Annotated in this window: 23 protein-coding genes; 14 read left to right on the forward strand and 9 right to left on the reverse strand. The window is 71.4% G+C overall.

The annotated features are described in order from the left end of the window. From H577_RS15605 to H577_RS0108095, 3 genes are all read left to right on the forward strand, one after another. Nucleotides 1-267, forward strand: a 267-nt coding sequence (locus H577_RS15605) for an IS256 family transposase (RefSeq protein ID WP_036284210.1), incomplete at its 5' end; no start/stop codon positions are given. A 320-nt stretch (nt 268-587) separates the two neighbouring features. Then, a complete protein-coding gene (locus H577_RS0108090) occupies nt 588-1,208 on the forward strand; it encodes a trimeric intracellular cation channel family protein (protein ID WP_029145539.1) in 621 nt (206 codons plus the stop codon). 7 nt (nt 1,209-1,215) lie between these two features. Then, nucleotides 1,216-1,938: a DUF72 domain-containing protein gene (locus H577_RS0108095; RefSeq protein WP_029145540.1), complete on the forward strand. Its 723-nt coding sequence runs from the start codon at nt 1,216-1,218 to the stop codon at nt 1,936-1,938. Nucleotides 1,939-1,942: 4 nt separating this feature from the next. Here H577_RS0108095 and H577_RS0108100 read toward each other — a convergent pair whose 3' ends face one another. The 4 genes from H577_RS0108100 to H577_RS0108115 are packed head-to-tail and all read right to left on the reverse strand — an operon-like array spanning nt 1,943 to nt 5,860. After that, on the reverse strand, nt 1,943-2,359 hold the full coding sequence (locus H577_RS0108100; RefSeq protein WP_029145541.1) for an arsenate reductase ArsC: 417 nt from the start codon (nt 2,357-2,359) through the stop codon (nt 1,943-1,945). 53 nt (nt 2,360-2,412) lie between these two features. Next, nucleotides 2,413-3,057: an SGNH/GDSL hydrolase family protein gene (locus H577_RS16990; protein WP_051191866.1), complete on the reverse strand. Its 645-nt coding sequence runs from the start codon at nt 3,055-3,057 to the stop codon at nt 2,413-2,415. A 10-nt stretch (nt 3,058-3,067) separates the two neighbouring features. Beyond that, nucleotides 3,068-4,792 carry an aa3-type cytochrome oxidase subunit I gene (gene ctaD, locus H577_RS0108110; protein ID WP_029145542.1) on the reverse strand — a complete coding sequence of 575 codons (1,725 nt, stop codon included), beginning with the start codon at nt 4,790-4,792 and terminating at the stop codon, nt 3,068-3,070. A 39-nt stretch (nt 4,793-4,831) separates the two neighbouring features. Next, on the reverse strand, nt 4,832-5,860 hold the full coding sequence (locus tag H577_RS0108115; RefSeq protein ID WP_029145543.1) for a YeiH family protein: 1,029 nt from the start codon (nt 5,858-5,860) through the stop codon (nt 4,832-4,834). 95 nt (nt 5,861-5,955) lie between these two features. Between H577_RS0108115 and H577_RS15615 the strand changes: the two genes are divergently transcribed. Continuing rightward, nucleotides 5,956-6,921, forward strand: coding sequence for a LysR family transcriptional regulator (locus H577_RS15615; RefSeq protein ID WP_051191868.1), 966 nt, complete (start codon nt 5,956-5,958; stop codon nt 6,919-6,921). A 63-nt stretch (nt 6,922-6,984) separates the two neighbouring features. Here the strand turns inward: H577_RS15615 and H577_RS0108125 are convergent, their stop codons facing one another. Next, on the reverse strand, nt 6,985-7,947 hold the full coding sequence (locus H577_RS0108125; protein WP_029145544.1) for an acetylxylan esterase: 963 nt from the start codon (nt 7,945-7,947) through the stop codon (nt 6,985-6,987). Nucleotides 7,948-7,961: 14 nt separating this feature from the next. Further along, a complete protein-coding gene (locus tag H577_RS0108130) occupies nt 7,962-8,672 on the reverse strand; it encodes a FadR/GntR family transcriptional regulator (RefSeq protein ID WP_245570362.1) in 711 nt (236 codons plus the stop codon). A 255-nt stretch (nt 8,673-8,927) separates the two neighbouring features. Between H577_RS0108130 and H577_RS0108135 the strand changes: the two genes are divergently transcribed. The 7 genes from H577_RS0108135 (at nt 8,928) to H577_RS0108165 (ending at nt 17,146) form a co-directional block, all read left to right on the forward strand. Continuing rightward, nucleotides 8,928-10,526, forward strand: coding sequence for an ABC transporter substrate-binding protein (locus H577_RS0108135; RefSeq protein ID WP_029145546.1), 1,599 nt, complete (start codon nt 8,928-8,930; stop codon nt 10,524-10,526). A gap of 90 nt (nt 10,527-10,616) precedes the next feature. Next, the gene (locus H577_RS0108140; RefSeq protein WP_029145547.1) at nt 10,617-11,573 is read left to right on the forward strand and encodes an ABC transporter permease; all 957 of its coding nucleotides are present in this window, start codon (nt 10,617-10,619) and stop codon (nt 11,571-11,573) included. A gap of 1 nt (nt 11,574) precedes the next feature. Next, entirely contained in the window at nt 11,575-13,647 is a 2,073-nt protein-coding gene (locus H577_RS0108145) for a dipeptide/oligopeptide/nickel ABC transporter permease/ATP-binding protein (protein ID WP_029145548.1), read from the forward strand. Then, nucleotides 13,644-14,450 carry an ABC transporter ATP-binding protein gene (locus tag H577_RS0108150; protein WP_029145549.1) on the forward strand — a complete coding sequence of 269 codons (807 nt, stop codon included), beginning with the start codon at nt 13,644-13,646 and terminating at the stop codon, nt 14,448-14,450. Before H577_RS0108145 ends, H577_RS0108150 begins: the two co-directional genes overlap by 4 nt. A gap of 87 nt (nt 14,451-14,537) precedes the next feature. After that, nucleotides 14,538-15,470 (forward strand): dihydrodipicolinate synthase family protein, encoded by a 933-nt coding sequence (locus tag H577_RS0108155; protein ID WP_029145550.1) that lies wholly within the window; start codon nt 14,538-14,540, stop codon nt 15,468-15,470. 9 nt (nt 15,471-15,479) lie between these two features. Then, a complete protein-coding gene (locus tag H577_RS15620; RefSeq protein WP_084515987.1) occupies nt 15,480-16,460 on the forward strand; it encodes an ROK family protein in 981 nt (326 codons plus the stop codon). After that, the gene (locus H577_RS0108165) at nt 16,457-17,146 is read left to right on the forward strand and encodes an N-acetylmannosamine-6-phosphate 2-epimerase (protein ID WP_029145551.1); all 690 of its coding nucleotides are present in this window, start codon (nt 16,457-16,459) and stop codon (nt 17,144-17,146) included. Before H577_RS15620 ends, H577_RS0108165 begins: the two co-directional genes overlap by 4 nt. A 12-nt stretch (nt 17,147-17,158) precedes the next feature. Here the strand turns inward: H577_RS0108165 and H577_RS0108170 are convergent, their stop codons facing one another. Both H577_RS0108170 and H577_RS0108175 read right to left on the reverse strand, forming a co-directional pair. Then, the gene (locus tag H577_RS0108170; protein WP_029145552.1) at nt 17,159-17,854 is read right to left on the reverse strand and encodes an MgtC/SapB family protein; all 696 of its coding nucleotides are present in this window, start codon (nt 17,852-17,854) and stop codon (nt 17,159-17,161) included. A gap of 112 nt (nt 17,855-17,966) precedes the next feature. Further along, nucleotides 17,967-20,183: an ATP-binding protein gene (locus H577_RS0108175; RefSeq protein WP_156876590.1), complete on the reverse strand. Its 2,217-nt coding sequence runs from the start codon at nt 20,181-20,183 to the stop codon at nt 17,967-17,969. A 410-nt stretch (nt 20,184-20,593) separates the two neighbouring features. Here H577_RS0108175 and H577_RS0108180 point away from each other — a divergent pair, with 410 nt between their 5' ends. The 3 genes from H577_RS0108180 (at nt 20,594) to H577_RS16995 (ending at nt 25,120) form a co-directional block, all read left to right on the forward strand. Further along, nucleotides 20,594-24,268 carry a DUF7507 domain-containing protein gene (locus H577_RS0108180; RefSeq protein WP_029145554.1) on the forward strand — a complete coding sequence of 1,225 codons (3,675 nt, stop codon included), beginning with the start codon at nt 20,594-20,596 and terminating at the stop codon, nt 24,266-24,268. 144 nt (nt 24,269-24,412) lie between these two features. Beyond that, nucleotides 24,413-24,703, forward strand: a complete 291-nt coding sequence (locus H577_RS0108185) for a hypothetical protein (protein WP_029145555.1) — start codon at nt 24,413-24,415, stop codon at nt 24,701-24,703. 120 nt (nt 24,704-24,823) lie between these two features. Then, nucleotides 24,824-25,120: a hypothetical protein gene (locus tag H577_RS16995; RefSeq protein WP_029145556.1), complete on the forward strand. Its 297-nt coding sequence runs from the start codon at nt 24,824-24,826 to the stop codon at nt 25,118-25,120. Here H577_RS16995 and H577_RS0108195 read toward each other — a convergent pair. Beyond that, complete coding sequence (locus H577_RS0108195) at nt 25,117-26,094, reverse strand: FUSC family protein (RefSeq protein ID WP_029145557.1); 978 nt, start codon at nt 26,092-26,094, stop codon at nt 25,117-25,119. The two genes, H577_RS16995 and H577_RS0108195, sit on opposite strands and share 4 nt — an antisense overlap. Nucleotides 26,095-26,280: the final 186 nt, after the last annotated feature.

The raw sequence follows: 26,280 nt of genomic DNA on the forward strand, positions 1-26,280 counted from the left end.
CTACCGCGCGAGCACTGGCAGAAGGTGTGGTCGAACAACCCGATCGAGCGCCTCAACCGGGAGATCAAGCGCCGCGCCGACGTCGTCCAGATCTTCCCCGACCGAGACTCCGTGACCCGCCTGATCGGCGCCGTCCTGCAAGAGCAGCACGAGGAATGGTCCTACGGGGAACGCCGCTACTTCTCCGACACCTCGATGCGCAAACTCGTCCACACCCTCCACGACCACGCCGAACCCGCACGCCCCGAGCTCTACCTCACCGCCTGACCACCACCCCCAGGAAGCAACCAAAATGACACCACCCCACGGGACTTGACCGCGAGATCAGGATGATTCCGCACAACGTCTCCTGAGCCGGCGATATCTCCTGTGCCCGTGCGTGCGCCGGGGGCCGGTGCTCGTGCGCGCAGCCGGTGCCGGTACCCTGCGGCCCGGCCGCGCGGGAACAGGAGGACACCGCGAGATCAGGACGATTCCGCGCAAAGTCTCCTGAGCCGGGGATGTCTCCTGTGCTCGTGTGTGCGCCCGGGGTCGGTGCCCTGCGGCGGGCCGAGCGGTCGGTACACTGCGACCGAGGGGGGTGGCGTGTGACGTGGGGGCTGGTGCTCGATCTGCTCGGCACGTTCTTCTTCGCGATCTCGGGCAGCCTGCTCGCCGCGCAGCGGGGGTTCGACATCGTCGCCTCGCTGCTGCTGGGGTCGCTGACCGGACTGGGCGGCGGCGTCATCCGTGACCTGATCATCGGCGTTCCGCCGGTCGCGTTCGCCGAACCCGTGCACCTGATCCCGCCGGTGGTCGCGGCGGTGCTGGTGTACTTCCTCAGCGGCATCGTGCAGCGCTACTCGCGCACGCTGCTCGTGTTCGACGCGGCGGGTCTGGCCGTGTTCTGCACCACCGGCACGGTCACCGCCTTGACCGCGCAGATGAACCCGATCGCGGCGGTGCTGCTGGGCGTGACCACCGGCGTCGGCGGCGGGCTGCTGCGGGATGTCGTGGCCAACCGCGACCCGCAGCTGTTCAACCCGCACGACCTGTACGCGGTGCCCGCGTTCCTCGGCGCCGCCCTCATCGCCGCGCTCGCCTGGGCCGGATGGCTGAACGTCGTGACGCTGTACCTGGCGGCCCTCGTCGTGTTCGTGTTCCGGGTGCTGTCGCTGCGGCATCACTGGCACATCCCCCACGCGCAGGGGCCGTGGCCCCGCGGATAGGTGCGACATGACGCACGTGCGGATCGGGACGTCGGGCTGGAGCTACGACCACTGGCGCGGCGTGCTCTACCCGCCCGGCACGGCGGCCGGCCGCCGGCTCGACGTCTACGCCGCCGAGTTCGACACCGTCGAGCTGAACGCGAGCTTCTACCACTGGCCGCGGGCCGCGACGTTCGCCGGCTGGCGCGACCGCGTGCCCGCCGGGTTCGTGTTCTCGGTCAAGGCTCCCCGCGGGCTCAGCCACGGGCGCGGCGACCCGGACGCGTGGCGCCCGCGGCTGGCCGAGGGCATGCGCGCGCTCGGCGAGGCCGCCGGGTTCCTGCTGATGCAGCTGCCGGCGCAGGCCGAGCGCGACGACGACCGGCTGCGCGCGCTGCTGAAGGCTGTGCCGCCCGGGGTGCGCGCTGCGGTCGAGCTGCGGCATCCGTCCTGGAACGTCGACGACGTCTACGCGATGTTGGAGCGCAGCGGTGCCGCGTATTGCATCACGCACGGGGCCGGCCTGCCGTGCGTGCTGCGGGTGACGACGGATGCCGTGTACCTGCGCCTGCACGGACCCGATCCGGAGCGGCTCTACGTCGGCTCGTATTCCGACGCCGAGCTGCGGCGCTGGGCGGGGCGCATCGACGAGTGGCGCCGGTCGGGCCACGACGTGTGGGTGTACTTCGACAACGACGGCGAGGGCGCCGCGGTGCGCGACGCGCGGCGGCTGCGCGAGCTCGTGGGGTGAGCCCTCATGCTGCCGGACCTGCGGGGAGGAGTTCTGCGATGAGAGTCTCGACACGGACACGGATCTCGTCTCGGATGGGTCGGACCTCGTCGATGCTCCGGCCGGCAGGGTCGTCGAGCTGCCAGTCCTCGTAGCGCTTGCCGGGGGAGACCGGGCAGGCGTCTGTGCAGCCCATCGTGATCACGACGTCGGACTGGCCGACGGCGTCGACGGTGAGCAGTTTCGGGGCGCGCCCGGCGACGTCGATGCCCTCCTCGGTCATCGCCGTGACGACGACCGGGTTGATCAGGTCCGCCGGCTCGGAGCCGGCCGAGAGCACCTCGACCCGATCACCGGCGAGAGCCTGCAGGTAACCGGCGGCCATCTGCGACCGGCCGGCGTTGTGGACGCAGACGAACAACACGATGGGCTTCTCGCTCATGACGGGTTTCGCCCTCCCTTTCTGAGGCAGCGCGCGACGCCGCATGACTGTCGTCAGGCCACGCCGAAGTGCGTGGCCAGCCGCGGTCCGATCGCATCAGCGAGGACGGCGTGGCCGGCGTCGTTCGGGTGGACGCCGTCCTCGCCGAAGCGCAGTCCGTCGTGCAGCGCCGGCGCGCCAGCGTCGATGAGCGGGATGCCGCGGTCCGCGCAGGCGGGAACGAGTTCTGCACGCACCCCCAACCATCCCGGCGGCTCGCCGTCCCCGGGCGGAAAGAGCCGGTACAGGTCGAGCACGGCCAGTCGCTCGTGTCCGAACCGGTCCAACAACAGGTCCAGGTCGCGCCTGATCGCCCGGCGTATCTGCGGCGCCCAGTGCTGTGCGCCGCTGTCGAGGCCCTCTCGGATCAGTGCCGAGTCGTTGCAACCGAGCGCCAGCACACAGGCTGCGGCATCCGACTCCAGCACGTCCCGCAGTAGACCGAGGGGCTCACCCGTGCTCTGCCGCATCTCGCCCTCGGCGGGCCGCTCGCCGCGCCAGCGCACGAAGCCCATCCCCCCGCGCGCGTGGTTGCGCTCGATCCACCCGTACCGGGCGCACACCCGCGCCGTCCAGCGCTTGTCGGGGGAAGTGATCGATCTCCACCCGGTCGTGATCGAGTCGCCGTAGAAGGCGATGGCGGCGTTCGGCGGCAGCACACTGCCGATCCTAGAGCGGCCCCGCGACAGTGCTCGGCACCGGCTCGTCCTGGGCGGCTTCGGGGTGGTTCAGGTCGAACGCGGGCCGCTCGCTGCGGATGCGCGGGATCGACGTGAAGTTGTGCCGCGGCGGCGGGCAGCTGGTCGCCCATTCCAGCGAACCGCCGTAGCCCCACGGGTCGTTCACCGTCACCTTCGGCGCCTTGCGCGCGGTGATCCACACGTTCAACAGGAACGGGATCATCGACGAGCCCAGCAGCATCGCACCGATCGTGGACACCTGGTTCATCCAGGTGAACCCGTCCGACGGGGCGTAATCGGCGTAGCGCCGAGGCATCCCCGCCACCCCGAGCCAATGCTGCACGAGGAAGGTGGTATGGAAGCCGATGAACAGCATCCAGAAGTGCACCATCCCGAGCCGTTCGTTGAGTATCTTGCCGGTCCACTTCGGCCACCAGAAGTAGAACCCCGAGAACATCGCGAACACCACGGTGCCGAACACCACGTAGTGGAAGTGCGCGACGACGAAGTACGAGTCGGTGACGTGGAAATCCAGCGGCGGCGACGCGAGGATCACGCCGGTCAGCCCGCCGAACACGAACGACGTGAGGAACCCGATCGCGAACACGAGCGGGGTCTCGAACGTCACCGAGCCGCGCCACATGGTGCCGATCCAGTTGAAGATCTTCACCCCCGTGGGGATCGCGATCATCATCGACATCAACGAGAAGAACGGCAGCAGCACCGCCCCCGTGGCGTACATGTGGTGCGCCCACACCGACACCGACAGCGAGGCGATCGCGATGGTCGCATAGATCAGCGTGCGATAGCCGAACACGGGTTTGCGACTGAACACCGGAAAAACCTCGGTGATGATGCCGAAGAACGGCAGCGCGATGATGTACACCTCGGGATGCCCGAAGAACCAGAACATGTGCTGCCACAGCAGCACCCCGCCGTTCGCCGCATCGAACACGTGCGCGCCGAGGATGCGGTCGGCCGCCGCCCCCAGCAGCGCCGCCGCGAGCACCGGGAAGGCCATCAGAATCAGGATGCTGGTGAGCAGGGTGTTCCACGAGAAGATCGGCATGCGCCACATGGTCATACCCGGGGCACGCATCGTGACGATCGTGGTGATGAAGTTCACCGCACCCAGGATGGTGCCGAACCCACTGATGGCAAGGCCCATGAACCATAGGTTGCCGCCCGCGCCCGGCGAGAACGTGGCGTTCGCCAGCGGCTGGTAGGCGAACCACCCGAACGCCGCGGCGCCCTGCGGCGTCAGGAAACCCGCCGTGGCGATCGTCGAACCGAACAGGAACAGCCAGAACGCGAACGCGTTCAGCCGTGGGAACGCCACATCAGGGGCACCGAGTTGCAGCGGCAGGATCGCGTTGGCGAACCCGGCGAACAGCGGCGTCGCGAACATCAGCAGCATGATCGTGCCGTGCATCGTGAACAGCTGGTTGAACTGTTCGGCCGTGGGCAGGATCTGCATGCCGGGGTCGAACAGTTCGGCGCGGATGATCAGCGCCATCACGCCGCCGAGCATGAAGAACATCACCGACGAGATCAGGTACATGTACCCGATGGTCTTGTGATCGGTGGAGGTGACCCACCGCACGACGATGCTGCCCTTGGGCTCGGTGCGGGTTTCGGTGAGGAGGGCGGCCTGGCGAGGCGGGAGAGGAGACGTCTTCGTGTCCGTCAGGTCGACCGGTGAGATGGTCGACATACTCGGATTTTACATGGTTTGCACAGTATGGGGAGGGGGTCAGCTCCCCAGGCCCCCCATCGCCCAGATGACCAGCACCGAGGTCACCGTCACCAGCACCCACAGGATCGCGCCGAGCGCCAGCGGTCGCCATCCGGCGCGGCGCAGGCCCGCGGCATCCGTCGACAGCCCGATGCCCGCCAGCGCCACGGCGATGAGGAACACGCTCGCCTGCACCAGGAACCCCTGGGCCGCCGAGGGGATCCAGCCGAGCGAGTTGACCACGGCGACCACGAGGAACCCGATGAGGAACCACGGCACCAGGTGCCCGATGCGCCGGGCGTCGATGCGGGTGTCGCCGACATGCCGACGCGCTTCGACCGCGGCGAGGGTCACCGTGATCGGGATGATCATGAGCGTGCGCACGAGCTTGACCACCACGGCGAAACCGAGCGCGGACGCGCTGAACACACTGGCGGTGGCCACCACCGAACTGGTGTCGTTGACGGCGGTGCCGGCGAACAGCCCGAACGTGTGCGGATCCATCTGCAGCAGGTGGCCGATCGCGGGGAAGATCAGCACGGCCAGCACGTTGAACAGAAAGATCGTCGAGACCGCGTAGGCGATCTCGGCGCTGACCGCCCCGATCACCGGCGCGACCGCGGCGATGGCCGAGGCCCCGCAGATGCCGGTGCCCACGCCGATCATGGTGCGCAGCCGTGGCTCGATTCCCATGAGTCGGCCGAGCAGCCATGCCGCCCCCAGGCACACTGCCAGCGACGACAGCATCACCGGAAGCGACTCCAGCCCGACCTGGAAGATGCTCACCAGCGACAGCTGCGCACCCAGCAGCACGACCGCGCACTGCAGCAGGAACTTCGAGCTGTACCCGATGCCCGCGCGCAGCCGCTCGGCCGGCCGGCGCACCAGCGCGACCACCACCCCGATCACGATCGCCGGCACCGCCGCGCCCAGCACCGGTACGAAATGACCGATGACGCTGGCGGCGACCGCGATCAGCACGCACACGACGACGCCGGGCCAGACCTCGAGGGCGCGGGTACCGAGGCGGTGGGGCAGAGTGGTCACAGGCGTCAGATGCACGGTGTCCATGCTGACGCACGGCGCGGCCGGCCCGGTAGCAGGCGATACGCTGTGGAGACACAAGCAGAGGTTGTGATGCGATGCACCGTCGAGTGCCCGACCTGGTGGGCCTGGAGATGCTGGATGCCGTCGCCCGCACCGGATCGATGTCGGCGGCCGCGCGGGAGTGTCGGGTGAGCCAGCAGGCGATCTCGACGCGCATCCGGGCGATCGAGCAACTGACCGGGGCCCGACTGTTCATCCGTTCGCCGCGTGGCGTGCGCATCACCGCCGACGGCGAATCGGTCGTGGCGTGGGCGCGCGACGTGCTCGCCGCCGCCGCGCGCATGGGCGCCGCACTCGACCTGCTGCACGGCACCGCCGCACGCACCCTGGTCGTCGGCGGCAGCCAGACCATCGCCGCCCGGCTGCTGCCGGGGTGGATGCTGCGACTGCGCGACGCGCAGGCGGCATCCGGGCGTCGCCCCACCACAGTGCGCCTGCGCACCGGCAACAGCGCCGAGATCGTGCGGCTGGTGCGCGAGGGGGTGCTCGACGTGGGATTCATCGAGAGCCCGGCGCTGCCCGCCGGACTGGGTACGGCGACGGTCGCCGCCGACCGGCTCGTCGTCGCCGTGCACCCCGAGCATCCGTGGACCGGCACGGTACCGCTGGGCGAGGTGGCCGCGACCGCCCTGGTGGCGCGCGAGCCCGGCAGTGGCACACGACTCGCCTACGAGGTCGCGGTGCGCGAGCAGCTGGCGGCCGAGCCTGTCGAGCCCGCGCTCGAGCTGTCGACGACGGTCGCCGTGCTCCAGGCGGTGGCGGGCGGGCTGGCACCGGCGGTGCTCAGCGAGTTGGCCGTGGCCGACGACGTCGCCCTGGGGCGGGTGCGCCGTGTCGAGATCGCCGGGGCGACGGTGACCCGTCCGCTCACCGCGCTGTGGCGCGGCGGCGCCGGCGACCTGCACGGCGCCGCGCGTGAGTTGGTCGAACTCGCCGCGGGGGCGGACCCAGGCGCATCCCGTCCAGAGCAGGACATTCCGGCCGCAGCAGGAGAATCCTGACGGGAATCTCCTGCGCTCGGCGGATTCTCCTGCGCTGGCCGATTTCCCGGGCCCAGGCGGGGCTCAGGTCAGCGCAGCGCGCATCCGGTCCAGGGCCAGCACGTCGTCGTCGACCCCGCCGCCCTCGTGGCCGTTGTAGGTCCACTCGGTGATCTGCTTCGGCCCGGCGTACGCGTTGAACGCGGCGTACACGGTCGACGGCGGACAGATCGGGTCCATCAGCGCGACGGTGAAGGATGCCGCCGCCTGCGCCCTGCGCGCGAAGTTCACGCCGTCGAAGTACGACAGCGTGCGCGCGACCTCGTCGGCACGGTCCCGGTAGTGGGCGAGGTACGCGGTGATCTCGTGGTAGGGATCACGGTCGGTGAGGGTGATCGCACGGGGAAAGTCGCACAGGAACGGCACCCGCGCCACCACCTGGCGCAGCTGCGGCACCAGGCCCGCCACCGCCAGCGAGATGCCGCCGCCCTGGCTGATGCCGTGCACGCCGACCCGGTCGGCATCGACCATCTCGAGGGCGCGGGATGCCTCGACCGCACGCACCGCGTCGGTGAACACGCGGCGGTAATAGTAGGTGTGCGGGTCACGGATGCCCCGGGTGACGAACCCCGGCATGTGCGACTCGCCCACGCCGGTGTCGGCGGTCGCCCCGCGCGAGCCGCTCCAGCCCTGCCCGCGGGTGTCGAGCTCGACGTGGCAGAACCCGGCCGACGCCCACAGCAGGTTCTCGATCGCGTCGCCGCGTCCGCGCCCGTAGCCGTGGAACTGCACGATCGTCGGCAGCGGCCCGGTGGCGCCGCGCGGGACCCGCACCCAGGCGGCGACCTCTTCGCCGTCGTACCCGCCGAAGCGCAGGTCGTACACGTCGAGCGTGGCAAGTCCCACCTCGACCGGGGTCAGGCTGCGCACCAGCGGGAACGTCCGCGCTGCATCGAGCGTGCTCTGCCAGAACGCGTCGAAATCGGCGGGGTCGGTCTGCGTGCTGCGGTGCGCGCGCAGCTCGTGAAGCGGCAGGTCGAGGAACATCGGCGCCTTTCGGGTCAGGATGCCTGTGCGATGGAGCGCTGCAGTGGGGCGTAGTGCTCGATCACGGCGGCGCGGTAGGCGTCCACGTCGCCGGCGCGCGCGGCGCGCAGCATGTCGCCGTGCGCGCGGGCGGTGTCGAGGATGTCGTCGGGCAGGGCGATGCCCAGTTGCGGGGCGACCGCGGTGTGCACGTCCCAGAACGCGCCCACCAGCTGACCGACCAGCCGGTTGTCGAGCGTGGCCAGCAGCATGGTGTGGAAGGCCCGGTCGGCCTCGAGGAACGTCTCGCCGCGCTGCGCACGCTGCTCCATCTGGTGCACCAGGTCGTCCAACTCGGGGGAGTCGTGCTCGGCGATCGCTTCGACGACCCGCTCGGCCAGGGCGAGATCGAGCGCGAGCCGCACCTCCACCACGTCGCGCAGGGCGGTGAACGCGCCGCGCGGGGCGAGCACGCCGCGGAACACGAGCGCCTCGACCATGGGGTCCAGCGACATCTGGCCGACGAAGGTGCCGTGCCCATGCCGCACGTCGACGATGTCGAGGGTCGACAGCGTGCGCATCGCCTCGCGCACCGACGACCGTGACACGCCGAGTGTCTCGCACAGCTCCGCTTCGGTGGGAAGGGGGTCGCCGGGGCGCAGGCCGCGCGTGAGGATGAGCTCCTTGATCTGATCCGCCACGGTCGCGCGTCGCATCCGCGTCGCCCGCGGGTCCGCTGTCGTCATCTGCACTCCGTTGTCGTGGGCGGGTTGTTGGGGCCGGGTTGTTGTGGGCGGGTCGTTGTGGCCGCGTTGTCGGGGCCGGGTCGTTGTGGCCGGGTCGTTGTGGCCGGGTCGCCGTGGCCGGGTCGTCAGGGGCGGGCGAGCCGGATGTCTCGATCCGGTCACGGATATTGTCTCGCGCTCCCGGGTGTGGTTATAGTACATCAGATGTCTGACGTCAGTCGATATCGTTCCCCATCCCACCTAGGACGGAAAAACATGTTCCAGCTCATGAACCGACGGCGCAGAGCAGCGCGCGTCAGCGCGGTCGCCGCCGGCGTTCTCGCCGCGGCCCTCGCCTTCACCGGGTGCTCCGGGTCGAGCACACCGACCGACACCAAGGCCGCCAGCGGCGACATCGACCCGAATGCCACGATCGAGGCGGGCATCTCGTACTCGCTCGGCGGCAGCTTCGACCCGATCCTCGCCTCGGGCGCGGTCACGGTCGCGGCGAACTGGCACATCTTCGAGGGCCTGCTCGACCTCGACCCGGTCACGCACAAGCCCGTCCTGGGTCTGGCCGCCGAGATGCCCAAGAAGGTCGACGACACCACCTACGAGGTCACGCTCCGCAAGGACGCGAAGTTCTCCACCGGCGACCCGGTGACCGTCGACGACGTGATCTACAGCATCGACCGCACGATGGATGCCGACAAGTCGGGCTTCTTCGCCAGCTTCGTCTCGTTCATCGACAAGGCCGAGAAGGTCGACGATTCGACCGTCAAGATCACCACCAAGTACCCGTTCTCGCTGTTCAACGAGCGTCTGGCCGTCGTCAAGGTGGTGCCGAAGGCGCTCGTCGAGAAGAACGCCGAGGACTTCGGGGCGCACCCGGTGGGCTCCGGCCCGTACACGCTCGAGTCCGCCGTGCCCGACGACTCGCTGGTGTTCAAGAAGAACCCGAACTACAACGGCACCCGCCCGGCCAAGGCCGCCGGCATGAAGTGGGACCTGCTGTCCGACCCGGCCGCCCGCGTGACCGCGATGCAGTCCGGCACCATCCAGGCGATGGAGGACGTGCCCTACATCGACATCGACACGCTCAAGAACAGCGGCGTCGACGTGAAGAGCGAGCAGTCGTTCGGTCTGCTGTTCATGATGTTCAACCAGGCCGTCAAGCCGTTCGATGACGTCCGGGTGCGTCAGGCGTTCTTCTACGCGCTCGACATGGACAAGATCATCAAGACCGGCATGCTCGGCAACGCCACCGCGGCCACCTCGTTCCTGCCCAAGAACAACCCGGGCTACCACGAGGCATCCACCGTCTACACCTACGACCCGCAGAAGGCCAAGGACCTGCTGAAGGCCGCCGGCGTGAACGACCTGTCGATCACGCTGCTGACCACCGACACCGGCTGGGTCAAAGAGGTCGCCCCGCTGGTCAAGGAGTCGCTGGACGCCGTCGGCATCAAGACCAAGCTCGACATCGGCCAGTCGCCCGCGCAGTACCAGAAGGTCGACTCGGGTGACTACCAGGTGCTGCTGGCCCCCGGTGACCCCTCGGTGTTCGGCAACGACCCCGACCTGCTGATGAACTGGTGGTTCGGTGACAACGTGTGGCCCACCACCCGCATGCACTGGGCCGACTCGCCCGAGTACAAGCAGCTCACCGATCTGCTCAACGCCGCTCAGCGTCAGTCCGGCGACGAGCAGCAGGCCACGTGGAACAAGGCGTACGATCTGATCGCCGAGCAGGTGCCGATGTACCCGCTGTTCCACCGCAAGCTGCCCACCGCCTGGAACAGCCAGAAGCTCGTCGGCTTCGAGCCGGTGAACACCACCGGTCTGTCGTTCCTCGACGTGGGCGTCGCGAAGTAGCAGATCGACCGCCGGGACGGGACCCGAACCCGTCCCGGCGGTTCCTCCCGCGCATCGCCGCGCGGACATCCCCCCAAGGAAGGAGGAGCGGTGTCGAACACGCTCCGCCTCATCGGCCGCAGACTGCTGCAACTGCCGGTGATGATCCTGGGCATCACATTCCTCGTCTTCTTCGTGATGTCCTTCTCGAACGTCGATCCGGCCCGGATCGCGCTCGGTGAGAACGCCGACCGCGCCGAACTGGAGGCCTGGCGCGACCAGCGCGGCCTCAACGACCCCCTGCTCGTGCAGTACTTCCGCTTTCTGGTGGGCCTGATCCACGGCGACCTGGGCACCTACTCGGCCCGCCAGCTGCCGGTCAACGACGCCATCGCGCACGCGTTCCCGATCACCATGCAGCTCACCCTGCTGGGCCTTGTCATCGCCGTGATCGGTGCCGTCGTGCTCGGCGTGGTCGCCGCCTTGTACCGCGACCGCTGGCCCGACCAGATCATCCGCATCGTCTCCATGGCATCGCTGTCGATGCCCTCGTTCTGGCTGGCGGTGCTGCTCATCCAGCTGTTCACGCTGCAACTGCACCTCGTCCCCGCATCCGGGCCGCTGCCGCATTTGACCGACGACCCCGCCGGCTGGTTCAACCGGATGCTGCTGCCGGCGATCGCGCTCGCGGTGCCGGTGATCGGCCAGCTCAGCCGGGTCGTGCGCACCGCGATGGTCGAAGAACTCGACCGCGACTACGTGCGCACCGCGATCGGCGCCGGCATCCCGCGCCGGGTGGTCGTCTCGCGCAACGTGCTGCGCAACGCCCTGATCACCCCGGTCACCGTGCTCGGCCTGCGGGTCGGGTACCTGCTCGGCGGCGCCATCGTCATCGAGGTCATCTTCGCCCTGCCCGGCATGGGCATGACGATCTTCCAGGGCGTCACCGCCAACGAACCGAATCTCGTGCAGGGCGTGACCCTCGTGGTCGCGCTGGCCTTCGTCGTGGTCAACATCATCGTCGACCTGCTGTACGTGCTCATCAATCCGCGGATCAGGTCGGTGTGACATGCGACGCAAACTGACTCAGAAGCTCTCCACGCCGGGCCTGCGCCTGGGCGCGCTGCCGGCATCCGCGTGGATCCCGCTCGCGTTCATCGTGATCGTGGCGCTGGTCGCGATCTTCGCGCCGCTGGTGGCCCCGTACGACCCGTTGCAGTCCGGTCCGCCGGTGCAGGCCCCGAGCGGCGAGCACCTGTTCGGCACCGACCGGCAGGGCCGTGACATCCTCTCGCGCCTGATGTTCGGTGCCCGCTACTCGCTGATCATCGGTCTGGGGGCGACCGCGGCCGCACTGGTGGTCGCAGCCCTGTTGGGTGCGATCGCCGCCACGGCGCCGAACTGGCTCAGCGAGACGATCATGCGCATCCTCGACATCGTCATGTCGTTCCCCGGGATCGCGCTGGCTGCCGTGTTCATCGCGGTGTTCGGCCAGTCGCTGCCGGTGTTGGTGCTGACCATCGCGTTCCTGTACACGCCACAGCTGACCCGCGTGGTCAGGGCGAACATCCTCGACCAGTACGGCGAGGACTACGTGTCGGCGGTCAAGGTGATGGGTGCGGGCACCTGGCGCATCATCACCAAGCACGTGGTGCGCAACTGCATGGCGCCGGTGCTCGTGTTCGCCACCATCCTCGTCGCCGACGCGATCGTGTTCGAGGCGTCGCTGTCGTTCCTGCAGGCCGGCGTGCCCGCCCCCGAGCCCAGCTGGGGCAACGTGATCGCCGACGGGCGCAACCTGGTCATGGCCGGTGCCTGGTGGGCCACGTTCTTCCCGGGCCTGCTCATCCTGGTGACGGTGCTGTGCCTGAACATCTTCGCCGAGGGTCTGACGGATGCCATGATCTCGCCGCGTGCGCGCAAGCTCACGCAGGATGCCTCCGCGGCCGACGAGGCCACCCACGACCTCGAGGCCGCGCAGGCGCCCCTGGTCGCGGGCGCCACGGGCGAGCAGGTGGCCGCCGGGGTCGACGAGCTCGCCACCGTGGACGCGGCGGCGGTGCCCGACGTGACGGCGGCGGTGCCGGTGTCGGTGCCGGTGGTGCCGCTGGAAGAGCGCCTGGCGCAGCTGCGCGAGCGCGAACTGAGCCGCCGCGACCGGCTGGTCTACACCGGCGACGACGCCCCGCTGCTGCAGGTCGAGAACCTGTGCATCTCGTTCCCGCGGCACGGCACCGTCGACGTGGTCGACCACGTCACCTTCGACGTGCGCCCGGGCGAGACGATGGCGCTGGTCGGCGAGTCCGGCTGCGGCAAGTCGATCACCTCCCTGGCGGTGATGGGCCTGCTCGACGCGAAGGCGAACGTGCGCGGCCGCATCCTGTTCGACGGGCAGGACCTGCTGACCATGTCGTCCCGGCAGCGCAACGCGCTGCGCGGCCACGACATTGCGATGATCTACCAGGACGCGCTCAGCTCGCTGAACCCGGCCATGAAGATCAAGGCGCAGATGAAGCAGCTCACCTCGCGCGGCGGCACCCGCAGCGCCGAAGAACTGCTCGACCTGGTGGGCCTGGACCCGCAGCGCACCCTGGCCTCGTACCCGCACGAGCTTTCGGGCGGGCAGCGGCAGCGCGTGCTGATCGCCATGGCGTTGACCCGCGACCCGCGCCTGGTGATCGCCGACGAGCCGACCACGGCGCTGGATGTCACCGTGCAGAAGCAGGTGATCGAACTGCTCGGACGGCTGCAGCAGGAGCTGGGCTTCGCCATGCTGTTCATCTCGCACGACCTTGCGCTGGTCGCCGAGCTCGCCCACCGCATCACCGTGATGTACGCGGGTCAGGTGGTCGAGCAGGCGCCCACGGCCGAGCTGCTCACGCAGCCGGTGCACGAGTACACCCGTGGCCTGCTGGGCGCGGTGCTCTCGATCGAGTCCGGTTCGGCCCGGCTGCACCAGGTGCCCGGGGTGGTGCCGTCACCGGCGGACTTCCCGCCCGGCGACCGGTTCGCGCCGCGGTCGTCGGACCCGGCGCGCAACGCCGGGGTCACGCCGGTGCGCCGACGCATCGACGGAACCGACCACTACTACGCGGGGCATCCCGACGACGCCCCCGTCGAACCATTGGGGGCCAGGCGATGAGCGACGTCGTCATCGAACTGCGCGACGTGCACGTGCGCTACAAGGCACGCACCTCGACGCTGTTCCACCGCCGGTACTTCGACGCCCTCGACGGCGTGAGCCTGCAGGTGCGGCGAGGACGCACCCTGGGCATCGTGGGAGAGTCCGGATCGGGCAAGTCCACCACCGCGAAGGTGCTCGTCGGCCTCGAGAAGCCCACCAGCGGCCAGGTGGTGTTCGCCGGCGACGAGGTGCGCTCGTTCACCCGGTCGGTACGCCGCCGCATCGGCCGCATCCTCTCGGTCGTGTTCCAAGACCCGGCCACCGCGTTGAACGCGCGGATGACCGTGCACGACACCCTGCTCGACCCGATGCAGGTGCACCGGATCGGTTCACACGCCCAGCGCGAGGCCAAGATCCGTGAGCTCATCGGGCTTGTCGGCCTGCCCTCGTCGGTGCTGGATGCTCTGCCCGGGCAGCTCAGCGGCGGGCAGCGGCAGCGCGTGGCGATCGCCCGCGCGCTGGCGCTGGACCCCGAGGTGATCGTCGCCGACGAGCCCACCAGCGCCTTGGACGTGTCGGTGCGGGCGCAGATCCTGAACCTGCTGACCGACCTGAAGAACGAGCTCGGCCTGGGCATGGTGTTCATCTCGCACGACATCCAGACCGTGCGGTACCTGTCCGACGAGATCGCCGTCATGAACGCCGGCCGCATCGTCGAGCGCGGCGAGGCCGCCGCGGTCTTCGACAACCCCACCGACGAGTACACGCGCAGCCTGCTGGGCGCCGCCCCGTCGCTGCTGCACCCGCACCTGGTGGCCTGACCCCGACACCCGCCCACACCCACACCACGGCCCACCCGGCCACACGGCTGGCCCGGCCGCCGCAAGACACACGGAAGAACGAACGACATGACCGCATCCACCCCCGCACTGTTCACCGGCGTCGTCCCGCCCGTGGCCACCCCGCTGCTGCCCGGCGGCGAGGTCGACACCGCATCGCTGCGCCGCCTGGTCGACCACCTGATCGCCTCGGGGGTCGACGGCCTGTTCGCGCTGGGCTCGACCGGTGAGACCGCCTACTTCACCAACGCGCAGCGGGTGCAGATCCTCACCACGATCGTGGATGCCGCCGCCGGCCGGGTGCCGGTCATCGCGGGGGCGATCGAGTTGACCGCCGGTCGGGTGATCGAGTGCGCACGGCAGCTGGTGGATGCCGGTGCCGACGCGATCGTCACCACCGGGCCGCTCTACACCATCAACTCGCGCGACGAGGTCGCCGACCACTTCCGCACGATCGCCGCCGCGCTGCCGGTGCCGCTGTGGGCCTACGACGTGCCGGTGCGCGTGCACTCCAAGCTGCCGCTCGAGATGGTGATCGAGCTCGGCCGCGAAGGCGTCATCTCGGGCATCAAGGACTCCTCGGGCGATGACGTCGGGTTCCGCCGGCTGATCGCCGCCAACCAGGCCGCCGGGCACCCGCTGCAGGTGTTCACCGGGCACGAGGTCGTCGTCGACGCCATGCTGCTGGCCGGCGCCGACGGCGTGGTGCCGGGCCTGGCCAACGTCGAGGCCGCCGGGTATGTGCGGCTGTGGCAGGCCGCGCAGCGCGGCGACTGGGAGACCGCGCGCACCGAGCAGGAGCGCATCAACCGGCTGTTCGAGATCGTGTTCCAGCCGCACGGCCGCTCGGGCGATGCGGCGGGGGTCGGCGCGTTCAAAACGGCGATGGCCGAACTCGGCCTCATCGACCACGCGGTGCTGGCCGCCCCCGTGCAGCCGCTGGACGCGGCCACCGTCGCCAAGGTGCGCACCATCCTGCGCGACCTCGAGCTCGTCGCCTGAGGGGGGCCGGTGTCCACTGATCCGGATGCCACGCCCCGGCCGGTCGCGTCGGAGCCCGGGGTGGTCGTCGCCGTCGACATCGGCGGCACCAAGACGGCGGTCGCGCTGGTCGACCGGTCGGGTCGGATCGTCGCCCGCGACGAGGCGTCGACGCCGGGGCAGGACGGCCCCGACGCGATCCTCGGCACCGTGCTGCGCCTGGCGCACGCGCTGATCGCCGCCGCGCCGGGGCCGGTGCGCGGGGTCGGCGTGGGCACCGCGGGGGTCGTCGACACCACGACCGGCCGCATCGTGTCGTCCACCGACACCCTCGCCGGCTGGCCCGGCACCGACGTGGCCGGGGCGCTGCGCGCCGGCCTGACCGCGGCGATCGGCCCGGTGCCGGTGCACGTGCAGAACGATGTCGACGCGTTCGCGGCGGGCGAGGTGCGGTACGGCGCTGCGACCGGATGCCGCAGCGCACTCGTGCTGGCCGTCGGCACCGGTGTCGGCGCGGCGGTCGTGCTCGACGGGCACGTGCGACGCGGCGCGCACCATGTCGCCGGCGAGATCGCGCACGCGCCCGTCGCCGGCGCCGACCACCTGCGCTGCCCGTGCGGACGGTACGGCCACCTCGAAGCGATCGGATCGGGCGTGGGCCTGCACCGGCACTTCGCATCGCTGGGCGGGTCGGCGGGCGACGGCCGCGAGGTCGCGCAGCGCGCGGCATCCGGCGACCCGCTGGCCGTGCGCGCCGTGACCGACTCGGGCGCGGCCGTCGGCCGGGCCATCGCGGCCGCGGTGACCGTGCTCGACCCGGAGTGCGTGGTCGTGTCGGGAAGTGTGGCCGTGGCCGGCTCGCTGTGGTGGGATGCGATGGATGCCGCGATGCGGGCGCAGCTGGTCGACGTGCTGCACGATCTGCCGCTGCGACCGGGTTCGCTGGGTGCGGATGCGCCGCTGCAGGGGGCCGCGGCATCCGTCTGGGACTGTGTGGAGGAGGACGCGTGAGGTTCACGCGGGAAGAGATCATCGCGCGGCTGCGCGGCGGGCTGATCGTGTCGTGCCAGGCGTACCCGGGCGAACCGATGCGCGACCCGCGCACGATGGCGCAGATCGCCCGGGCCGCCGTGATCGGCGGAGCCGCCGGCATCCGGTTGCAGGGCATCGCCGACATCCGCGAGGCCGCAGACCTCGACGTGCCCGTGATCGGGCTGTGGAAGGACGGCCACGACGGCGTGTTCATCACCCCGACGCTCGGACACGCCCGCGCCGTCGCCGAGGCCGGCGCCGACATCGTCGCCCTCGACGGCACACGCCGCCCGCGGCCGGACGGGCTGAGCCTCGCCGAGACGATCGCCGGGCTGCGCGCCGACCACGACGTGCTGGTGATGGCCGACTGCGGATCGCTCGCCGACGCGCGCGAAGCCGAGCGGGCCGGCGCCGACATCCTCGGCACCACCCTGTCGGGCTACACCGGCGAGCGCGAGAAGACCGCCGGCCCCGACCTGGAGCTGATCGGACAGATCGCCGCGGTGTGCCATGCGCCGATCGTCGCCGAGGGGCGCATCCATTCGCCGGCGGATGCCGCGGCCGCGCTGTCGGCGGGGGCGATGGCCGTGTGCGTGGGGACCGCCATCACCCACCCGACCACCATCACCGGGTGGTTCGTCGACGCTGTGCGCGCCGAGCGCTGACGCCGCGGGCGCTCACTCCAGCTCGTTCTCGCGGAACAGCTGCACGTCGCGCACGCCGTCGATGGCGCTGAGCTCGGCGACGATCCGCTGCGGGTCGCGCGCGCCTTCGAGTTCGAGCGTGACCGACACGGTGTCGCCGGTGTGCTCGCCGCGTTGCTCGGCGCGCTGCACCGACCAGCCATCGCCGGTCACCGTCGCCAGAACCCGGCGCAGCAGACCGCGACCGTCGTCGTAGACGACCTTCACCTGGATCTGTGCGTCGGCGCCGCCCGGCAGGTGCCGGCCGAGCAGCTGGAAGCCGAATGTGATCACGAAGTGCAGCACCGTCACCGCGACCGCCAGCACCCACAGTCCGGCGCCGGCGGCCATGCCGATCGCCGCAGTCTCCCACACCGATGCCGCCGTGGTCAGGCCGCGCACGGCACCGCGCCGGGTGAGGATGAGCCCCGCCCCCAGAAAGCCGATGCCGCTGACCACCTGTGCCGCGACCCGGGACGGGTCGAGCGTCACGTGCTCGCCCAGCACGTCGCCGAACCCGTACTTGCTCACCAGCACGAACAGCGCCGCCGAGGTGCCGACGATCGCCTGGGTGCGCAGGCCCGCGCTGTGCCGGCGCAGCTGCCGTTCCAGTCCGACCAGCGCGCTGAGCGCGAACGCCAGCACCAGCTCGCCGACCTGCAGCCAGCCCTGACCGGCGAACACGCTCATCGATTGCGGCATACCCAGGAACCTACGCCGGAACTCCCGGCCGTGCGAGAATCGCCGGCCACCGCCGCTGCGCCGCCGGCCACCGCCGGCTGCGCCGCGGGCGCCGCTCGAATCAGCGTGCCGGGCCGGACGCGGGCGACGTGAAGACGGCAGCCGGGTCGGGATGCGCGGCCCACGCGGCGATCTGCGCGCGGGACGAGACGCCCAGACCTGCCATCAGCCGGGCGATGTGCCCCTCGACCGTCTTGGGCGACAGGCCCAGTTCGACCGCGATCTGCTTGTTCGCCCGGCCGGCGCGGATCAGGTCCGCCACCTGCAGCTGTCGGGGCGTGGGCGCCCACCCGTTCGTGCGGCGTACCGCGAACGCGAGCGCCTCGCGCGCACTCATGCCCGCCCCCGTTCTCGCGGCCGCCGCGTACCGCCGCAGGCGTGCCACCGGTTCGGCGAGCTCGTCGGTGCCCAGCATCGCCGGCTGCAACCGCACCCGGTCGGTGGTGCCCGCGGCCGCCATCAGGGTCGCCGCCACCTGCGGATCGCCCCAGCGCTCCTCGATCAGGCCGGCCACGCGCAGCAGATCGGCGTTCTCGGGCCGGTCGGCGAAGTCGATGCTGCCGTGCAGAGCGCGATCCAGGTGTCCTCGCGCGGCCTCGGCGTCGCCGCGGCGCCAAGCACGCAGCGCGAGCATCTGCTCGGCGAAGGCGCGATAGTAGTCCTCGCCGGCGTGCTGTGAGATCGCGAGCATCTCGTCACAGGTCTCGGCCGCGTTGCGGCGCAGCCCGTTGCACGCGAACACGAGCAGCTGCCGCGACCGCAACTGCATCCGCACGAGCGCCGGCTCGGCATCGGCCACGGCGATCCCCGCCCGCAGCACGTCGACCGCCTGCTCGAGCTCGCCGTGTTGGATGAGTCCGAACCCCGCCGCGAACGCCCGCGCGCCGACGGCGTAGGCGCCCGGCAGCGCCAGCGCGTCGAGCTCGGCGAGGTACGCGTCGCCGTCGTCCAGCTTCCGGGCCGCGTACGCGAACGTGGCGGCGAGCATCAGCAGACGCCCGCGCAGACCGTCCGGCTCCCGATGCGCGCCGAGCGCCCGGGCCAGCCAGTACCCGCCCTCGTCGATGCGGCCGGTCGTCCACCACAGCTCAGCCGCGGGCAGCGCCACCAGGTCGTGCAACAGGTCGGTGTGCCGTCCGCTCGAGATCACGTGGTCGGCCGCCGCCCGCAGGTTCGCGATCTCGGCATCCGCGCGGCGCAGCCGCTCGGCCTGCCCCGGCCCCACCCAGCCGAGCTCGAGATCGGCGCCGATGCGCGCATACCAGCGTGCGTGCGCGTCGCGCACGGCGGGCTCGCGGCCGTGCCGGGCGAGCTCGGCTCGGCCGAACGCGGCGAGCGTCGCGAGCAGCCGGTAGCGCATGGCACCCTCGCGGGGCACGGTCATCAGGATGGACTGGTCGACGAGGGCGCCCAGAAGCGCATGCGGCTCGCCGTCGGCTGCGCTCGCAGCCAGAATCATGGATGCCTCGTCGACGCCGAAATCGCCGGCGAAGACCGACAGCGCCGCCCAGGCTTGCTGCTGTGCGGGCGTGCACAGCCGGTGACTGGCGGCGATGGCGTCGGCCAGCGGACGCTGTGCGAGCCGGGCACGCTTGGGAGCATGAGGCAGCGCCTGCAACGGCTCGTCGAGCAGACGGGCGAGACGCTCCACGCCGAGGTGGCGCACCTGCGCCGCCGCCAGCTCGATCGCCAGCGGCAGCCCGTCGAGCTGCTGGCACACGGCGCGTGCGGCGTCGCGTGTCGCCCGATCGTCGTCGACGGCGGCGCCGTCGGAGCGTGCCCGGTCGAGGAACAGCGCCACCGCCGCGCCGTCGACGTCCAGGGGCGTCAGCGGCAGAAGGTGTTCGCCGGCGAGGCCGAGGCTGACCCGTGATGTCACGAGAACGTGCAGTCCCTCAGCCGCCTCGGTCAGACGCAGGACGATCTCGGCGGTCGCCTCGCGCACCTGCTCGCAGTTGTCGAGCACGAGCAGCGCACGGGCGCCGCCCAGGCGCCGCGCGAACACGGCGGCGGCCTCGCCGTCGAACACGGCGGAGTCGACGGCGGCCAGCACGGTGGTCTCGACCAGGGCCGGCGCCGACACGGCGGTCAGGTCGACGAACCAGCATCGACCGTCGAACGCGGCGTCCAGGTCGGCGGCGATCTCGACCGCGAGCCGGGTCTTTCCGACACCCGGCGGCCCCGTCACCGTCACGAGGCGGTGGCTCGAGACCTCGGCGCATCCGCGGCGGCGTTCGTCTTCTCTCCCGATGAACGAGGTGAGCGGGCGGGGGAGCATGATCACCTCGCGGTCGGTCGTCCTCGCCTCGGGTGGCGATCCGCCAGACGCCGAGCGCACCACCGGCGGTGGCACCCCCTCAGCGTACGACCGCTCGATCGGTCGGACGTGATCGGCCGGGAACGTTTCGACGGCTCCGGCGACCGTGACGACACGTGACGACACGCGATGACACAGGGGAATCCCCCGTTGAATCGCCCCGATGACGCGTGCAGGATGGCGGGACGGGATTGTGTGCACGTCTCGGTCGTGCGCGCCGTGTGCGCGGTGTCGGACGCGCCGCGTGCGCGCGATGAGAGGAGAAGCTCATTTCGCAGCTGCAGCGCGCGGCGGACCGGTTCCGCCGCGGACGGAACAGACGTCCGGCCGGGGCGCACCGCCGCCGCATCCGCATCGGCGGGCCGGCCGCGGTGCTGGCCGCGATCTGCGTCATCGCCCTCGGACTGCCGGCGGCACCGGCCGTCGCGGCCGAGCAGGCCGACCTCGAACTCACCCAGACCGCCACCCCCGACCCGGTGGGGGTGGGGATGGACCTGACCTGGCACATCGTCGTCGCCAACAACGGCCCCGGCACCGCGACCGGCGTCGCCGTGAACGACAACTTCAACGAGTTCGGCACCACGACCCAGTTCGTCTCGCTCGAGATCGAACGCGGCAGCTGCACCCACACCGACTCCACCTTCTACTGCGAGATCGGCACCATGTCCCCGAACACCACGGTCGCAATCGACCTGACGGTCACGGTGCGCAAGACCTCATCGATCACGAACGTCGGCGACGTCAGCAGCGGCACCGGCGACCCGGACTGGGGCAACAACCACATGGTCGGTACCGTCGAGTCGGGCCGAGCCACCGACCTCATCCTCGCCAAGACCGCCGACACCGCCGAGGCCGCCCCCGGCGACCGTGTCTCGTATACGCTCACCGCTCGCAACGACGGCCCCGAGGCCGCGGCGGGCGTGGTCATCGCCGACCGCCTGCCCGCGGGTCTCGTCGACGTCGCGGCGGACCCCGCCGACGACTGCACCGTGACCGGCTCCGTCGTCTCCTGCACAGCAGGGTCGCTGACCCCCGGTGCCCAGTTCACCGCGACCGTGACGGCGCGCATCGATCCGGCCTTCACCGGCGACACGCTCGTGAACACGGCGACCGCCACCATGACCACCCCCGACTCGAACCCCGCGAACAACACCGCACAGACGACGATCGCCGTGGCCGCGGCATCCACCGACCTGTCGGTCGTGACGACGCTCGACACCGCGCCGGTCGCCGGCGAGCCGGTGCGCTACACCCTCACCGTCGCCAGCGCGGGGCCGGGCGACGCGGCCGACGCGACGCTCGACGACACCCTGCCCGCGACGATCACCGACCCGGCGGTGAGCACCGAGTTCGGCGCGTGCGAGCTGACCGGCAGCACCGTGCACTGCGGGTTCGGCACCGTGCCCGCCGGTGCCCGGTTCACCGTCACGGTCACCGGCACACTGGCGCCGGATGCCGCGGGCACGCTCACGAACACGGCGACCGTCGCCACGACAACCGCCGACACCGACCCCGCCAATGACACGTCGACGGCCGCCGCCACGATCGGCCGGCACGCCGATCTCGCCCTGCTGAAGACGGCCACGCCCGCCGACGCGCACAGCGGCGAGGCGGTGCAGTTCCATCTGCGCGTGGTCAACCACGGCCCGTCCGACGCCGCCGGCGTGGTCGTCGAAGATCCGCGGCCCGCCGGCCTCGAGGTCCCGGGCGCGTGCACGACCCCGCAGGGCACGTGCGCGATCGACGCCGCCGGCACCGTCACCTTCGCGCTGGGCACCGTTCCCGTCGGCGGTGTCGTGGACGTGGCGTTCACCACCGCCGTCGCCGCAGACGCCGGCGACGCGCAGATCGTCAACACCGCCACCGTCCACCACGACGGCACCGACCCCGAACCGGCGAACGACACCGCCTCGTACCTCGTGAACAACAAGGGCGGTGCCGACCTCTCGCTCACCAAGACCGTCGCCCCGAACCCGGTGATCGCGGGCGGCACGGTCGCCTTCACCCTCACGGTGCACAGCGCCGGGCCGGGCACCGCCACCGACGTCACGCTCGACGACACCGTCCCCGACGCCGTCGACGTCACCGCGGCCACGCCCGCCGGCGGCGACTGCACCGTCACCGGCCAGACGGTGTCGTGCACGCGCCCCGAGCTGGTCCCGGGCGCCGACTGGACCGTCACCGTGACCGGCACCGTCGCCGCCGACACGCCGCCCGGCCTCGTGCGCAACACCGCCCGCACCGGCAGCGCCGTCGCCGACCCGACCGCCTCGAACAACCGCGACACGGCCGTGGTCCGCGTCGTCGCCCGCGCCGACCTCGACCTCGCCAAGACCGGTCCGGCCACGGTGGTCGCCGGTGAGCGGATGACGTACACGCTCTCGGTCGCGAACGCCGGACCGTCCGCCGCGCACGACGTCGTCGTGCTCGACGAGCTGCCCGCGGGCGTGCGGTTCGTCTCGGGCGGGACGCCCGGCATCCCCTGCGCGGCCGATGACCGCACCCCTCGCCTGGTGCGCTGCACCCTCGGCACGCTCGCCCCCACCGCGTCCCCGCTCACCGTGCCGCTGACCGTCGCCGTCGATCCCGCCGTGCCGGCCGGTACCACCCTCGTGAACACCGCGGGCGTCTCATCGACCACCCCCGGGGTCGCGGCCGGACTCGTCGCCTCGGCGAGCACGACCGTCACCGCGAGCGCCGACCTCGGCGTCGTCAAACTCGTCGAGCCCGGGGCCCTCGTCGCCGGAGGACCGGTCGCCTACGTCATCCGCGTGCACAATTCCGGGCCGTCGGATGCCGCCGACCTGCGCGTCGACGACGACCTGCCCGCCGGGGTGCACATCGACGACGCGCTCCCCGCCGGTGGAGAGTGCACGCTCACCGCCGACAGCCTCGTCTGCACCCGGGCGGCCCTGGCCGACGGTGCGACTTGGACGATCGTGCTGCACGGCACCGTCGACCCGGCGCAGAGCACGCCGGTGACCAACACCGTTCGGATCAGTGCGGGCACCGACGACCCCGATCCGGGCGACGACAGTGCCTCGGCGACCGCGCAGGTTCAGGCATCCGCCGACGTCGGCATGATCAAGACCACGCCGTTCCCGCAGCGATCGGCCGGGCAGAGCACGGTGTTCTTCCTCAGCGTCGTCGGACGCGGCCCCTCGACCGCCACCGACGTGAGCGTCACCGACGTGTTCCCCGGCGGGGTGATCCCGACCGCGGTCACGCCGTCGGCCTGCCGCATCCAGGGTCAGCGGGTGCTCTGCGCATACGACGCCGTCGCCCCCGGCCAGGTGCGCACCGCCGTGGTCACCGCCACGGTCGCCGCCGACCCGCCCGCCGGGCGGGTGGTGAACACCGCGACCGTGTCCGCGGCCACCTCCGATCCCGAGCCGGGCAACGACTCCGCGTCGGCCGCGGTGACGCTGACCCCGGTCGCCGACCTGTCGCTCGGCAAGCAGATCGACCCCGCCGCCGCGCACCGGGGCGACACCGTCACGGTCACCCTCACGATCGACAATGCCGGGCCCTCCACCGCCCGCGACGTCGAGCTCACCGACCCGTTCCCGGCCGGCCTCGTGCCGCAGGCGGTGACCGCCGACCCCCCGCTGGACTGTGCGATCACCGGACAGGCACTGCGCTGCACTGCGGCCGCGCTGCCGGTCGGCTCCAGCCGGGTGCGGGTGACGGCACGGGTGGATGCCACGCCCGGAACCCTCGTGAACACCGCCGCCATCGCCTCCACCACCGACGACCCCGACGATGCCGACACCGCCGCCTCCGCCCGGCTCGAGGTGCGCGCGCCCGAGCAGCCGCTGCCGCCCGAGCCCGGCCCGCCGGAGCCCGGACCCGGAGGCAACGGCGGCACCGGACCCGGAGGCAACGGGGGCACCGGCGGCAGCACCGGCCCGGGCCTCGCGTTCACCGGCGGCGGCGTGTCCGTGGCCGCGGCGCTGCTCGGGGTCATCGCGCTTGCCGCGGGCCTGGTCGTGGCCGCCGTCGACCGCAGACGGGCGGCGGGCGCAACCGAAAAGACGCCCCGGTGAGCGGCGCACCGGCCCGCGGCCGGGCGCCGAGCCGGTGCATCGCACCCTGAGCAGGCGGTGGGCACGGCCTCTCCGATCGTGCCGGCGGCCGCCGTGCGAGAATGACCTGACTGCGGCATCCCGCCACCCGAACCGAAGGTGCACATGATCGACACGCTGTCCCAGGGACTGATCGCCCTGTCGACCTGGGCGTGGCTCGAGGTGCATGCCAGTTCGTTCGCGATCGTGCTGGCGACGCTGCTGGCCGTGGCGGTGCTGGCCGTGGTGGCCGCAGCGCTGCTGGCGACACTGCTGCGGCGCTGGGGCGCGGCATCCCTGCCGTTCCCGGTCCGTGCGCCGGCCTTCGCGCTGGCGACACCGCCGCGGACGGTGCCGCGACCGGTCGGCGGACGCGGCCCCCGGGCGCCGGAGGCGGCTTTCGGCCGCCTCGCCTGACACTTCTCGACCACACGACGAGGCGGCACACGTTCCCGTGCCCGTGCTCACGAAAGCCTCGTCATGCCTTCTTCTCGTTCCGTTCGTCTTGTTCGTCTTGTTCGTCTTGTTCGTTTGTGGATGCTGCGCACCCGCCGCCGTGTCCGGTTGTGGGCCGCGCCGCTGTGGCGCCTGAACACCTGGATGCTCCTCGGCGCCGCCGCCGTGGTCGGCTTCGAGGGCCTCGAGGCGCTGCTGGGCACCTTCCTGATGGCGCCCGAGCTGTTGCCGTTCGCTCTGCTCGCGCTCGCCCTGTACTGGGTGTTCCGTGAGCGCGTCGTGCGGGGCGTGCGGCGCCTGCGCATCCGCATCCGCGCCGCCCGGGCGCGCCGGTGCATGAGACGAGCGGATGCCGCGGCGACCGCGCCCGGCGATTAGTCGTCCGGCAGCGGTGCCAGGCGGGAGACGGCCCACGTCACGGCGGCGGTCACGGCCGCTGCGATGAGCGTGATGACCACCCGCTGCACGTCGCCGGCCAGGGCCGTGTCCGCGTCGAACGTCAGCAGCACGACCGAAACGGTGACCGCCGCGGTGTACAGCCAGTAGGCGGTGCCGCCGAGCAGGAGGAACACCGAGGCGAGGGTCGCCGCGACCCCGAGGAGCGTCGCCGCCGCCGTGCCGGGCAGCAGTCCGGCGACGAGCGCCGCGACGGTGCCGCCGACCACCGTGCCGACGATGCGCCCGCCGAGCTTCTCACGGGTGTCGGCGCCCGTCGGCTGCAGGATGAGCGCCACGGTCATGACGGCCCACCAGGCGTTCGTGCCGCGGAACCACACCAGGCACACGAGCGCGAAGGCGCCGCAGAGCACGGCCAGCAGCAGCCCGTACGGCAGGGTCGCCGGCTGTGCGGGCACGGGCAACGTCACCCCGCGCAGCAGCAGGCGGGCGATCAGCAGCACCCACGCACACGTCACGAGCACCGCCGCGGCGACGAGCCCTGCCACCGCGGGAACGGTGGCCACGGCATCCAGCACCGACAGCACGAGCGACGGGTCGACCAGCACGTAGGCGGTGAACGAGATGGTCGCGGCCCCGATCGGGTGAAGCCCCCGCGGCGAAAGGCTTCCGGTGAAAAACGCCAGCACCACGACGATGCTGGTGCCGACGGCCGGAAGGAGCGGTCCCGTCGCGGATGCCAGCACGGCGAGGGCCGCGATCACGGTGCTGGCAGCGCCGGCCGTGAGCATGGCGCGCCGGCCCGACGGCACCGCGGTCAGCGTCGGCAGGATGCCCAGCACCAGCAGACCGGTCGCGGCATGCCACGGTGACAGCGACAGCGCGACGACCGGCGCCAAGGCCAGCAGGATGGCGGCCACGATCCGCACGAGAAGACGGCGCGTGCCCGGTTCCATGCGGCCAGGGTATCCGCCCGGGTCAGCGCTGCGGTTCGACCACGCTCTTGATCCCCTGGCGCCAATGCGTGCATCGACCCGGCGCGGTTCGCGCGTGACCCGACTGAAAGTTCCGCCGCGCGTACGTACCCTGACCCACCGACGTCGGTACACACGCATGTTCCGATCCGCCCGCCCGTACGCTGG

Origin of the sequence: Microbacterium luticocti DSM 19459 (assembly GCF_000422405.1) — a bacterium.
GTDB classification, from domain to species: Bacteria; Actinomycetota; Actinomycetes; order Actinomycetales; family Microbacteriaceae; genus Microbacterium; species Microbacterium luticocti.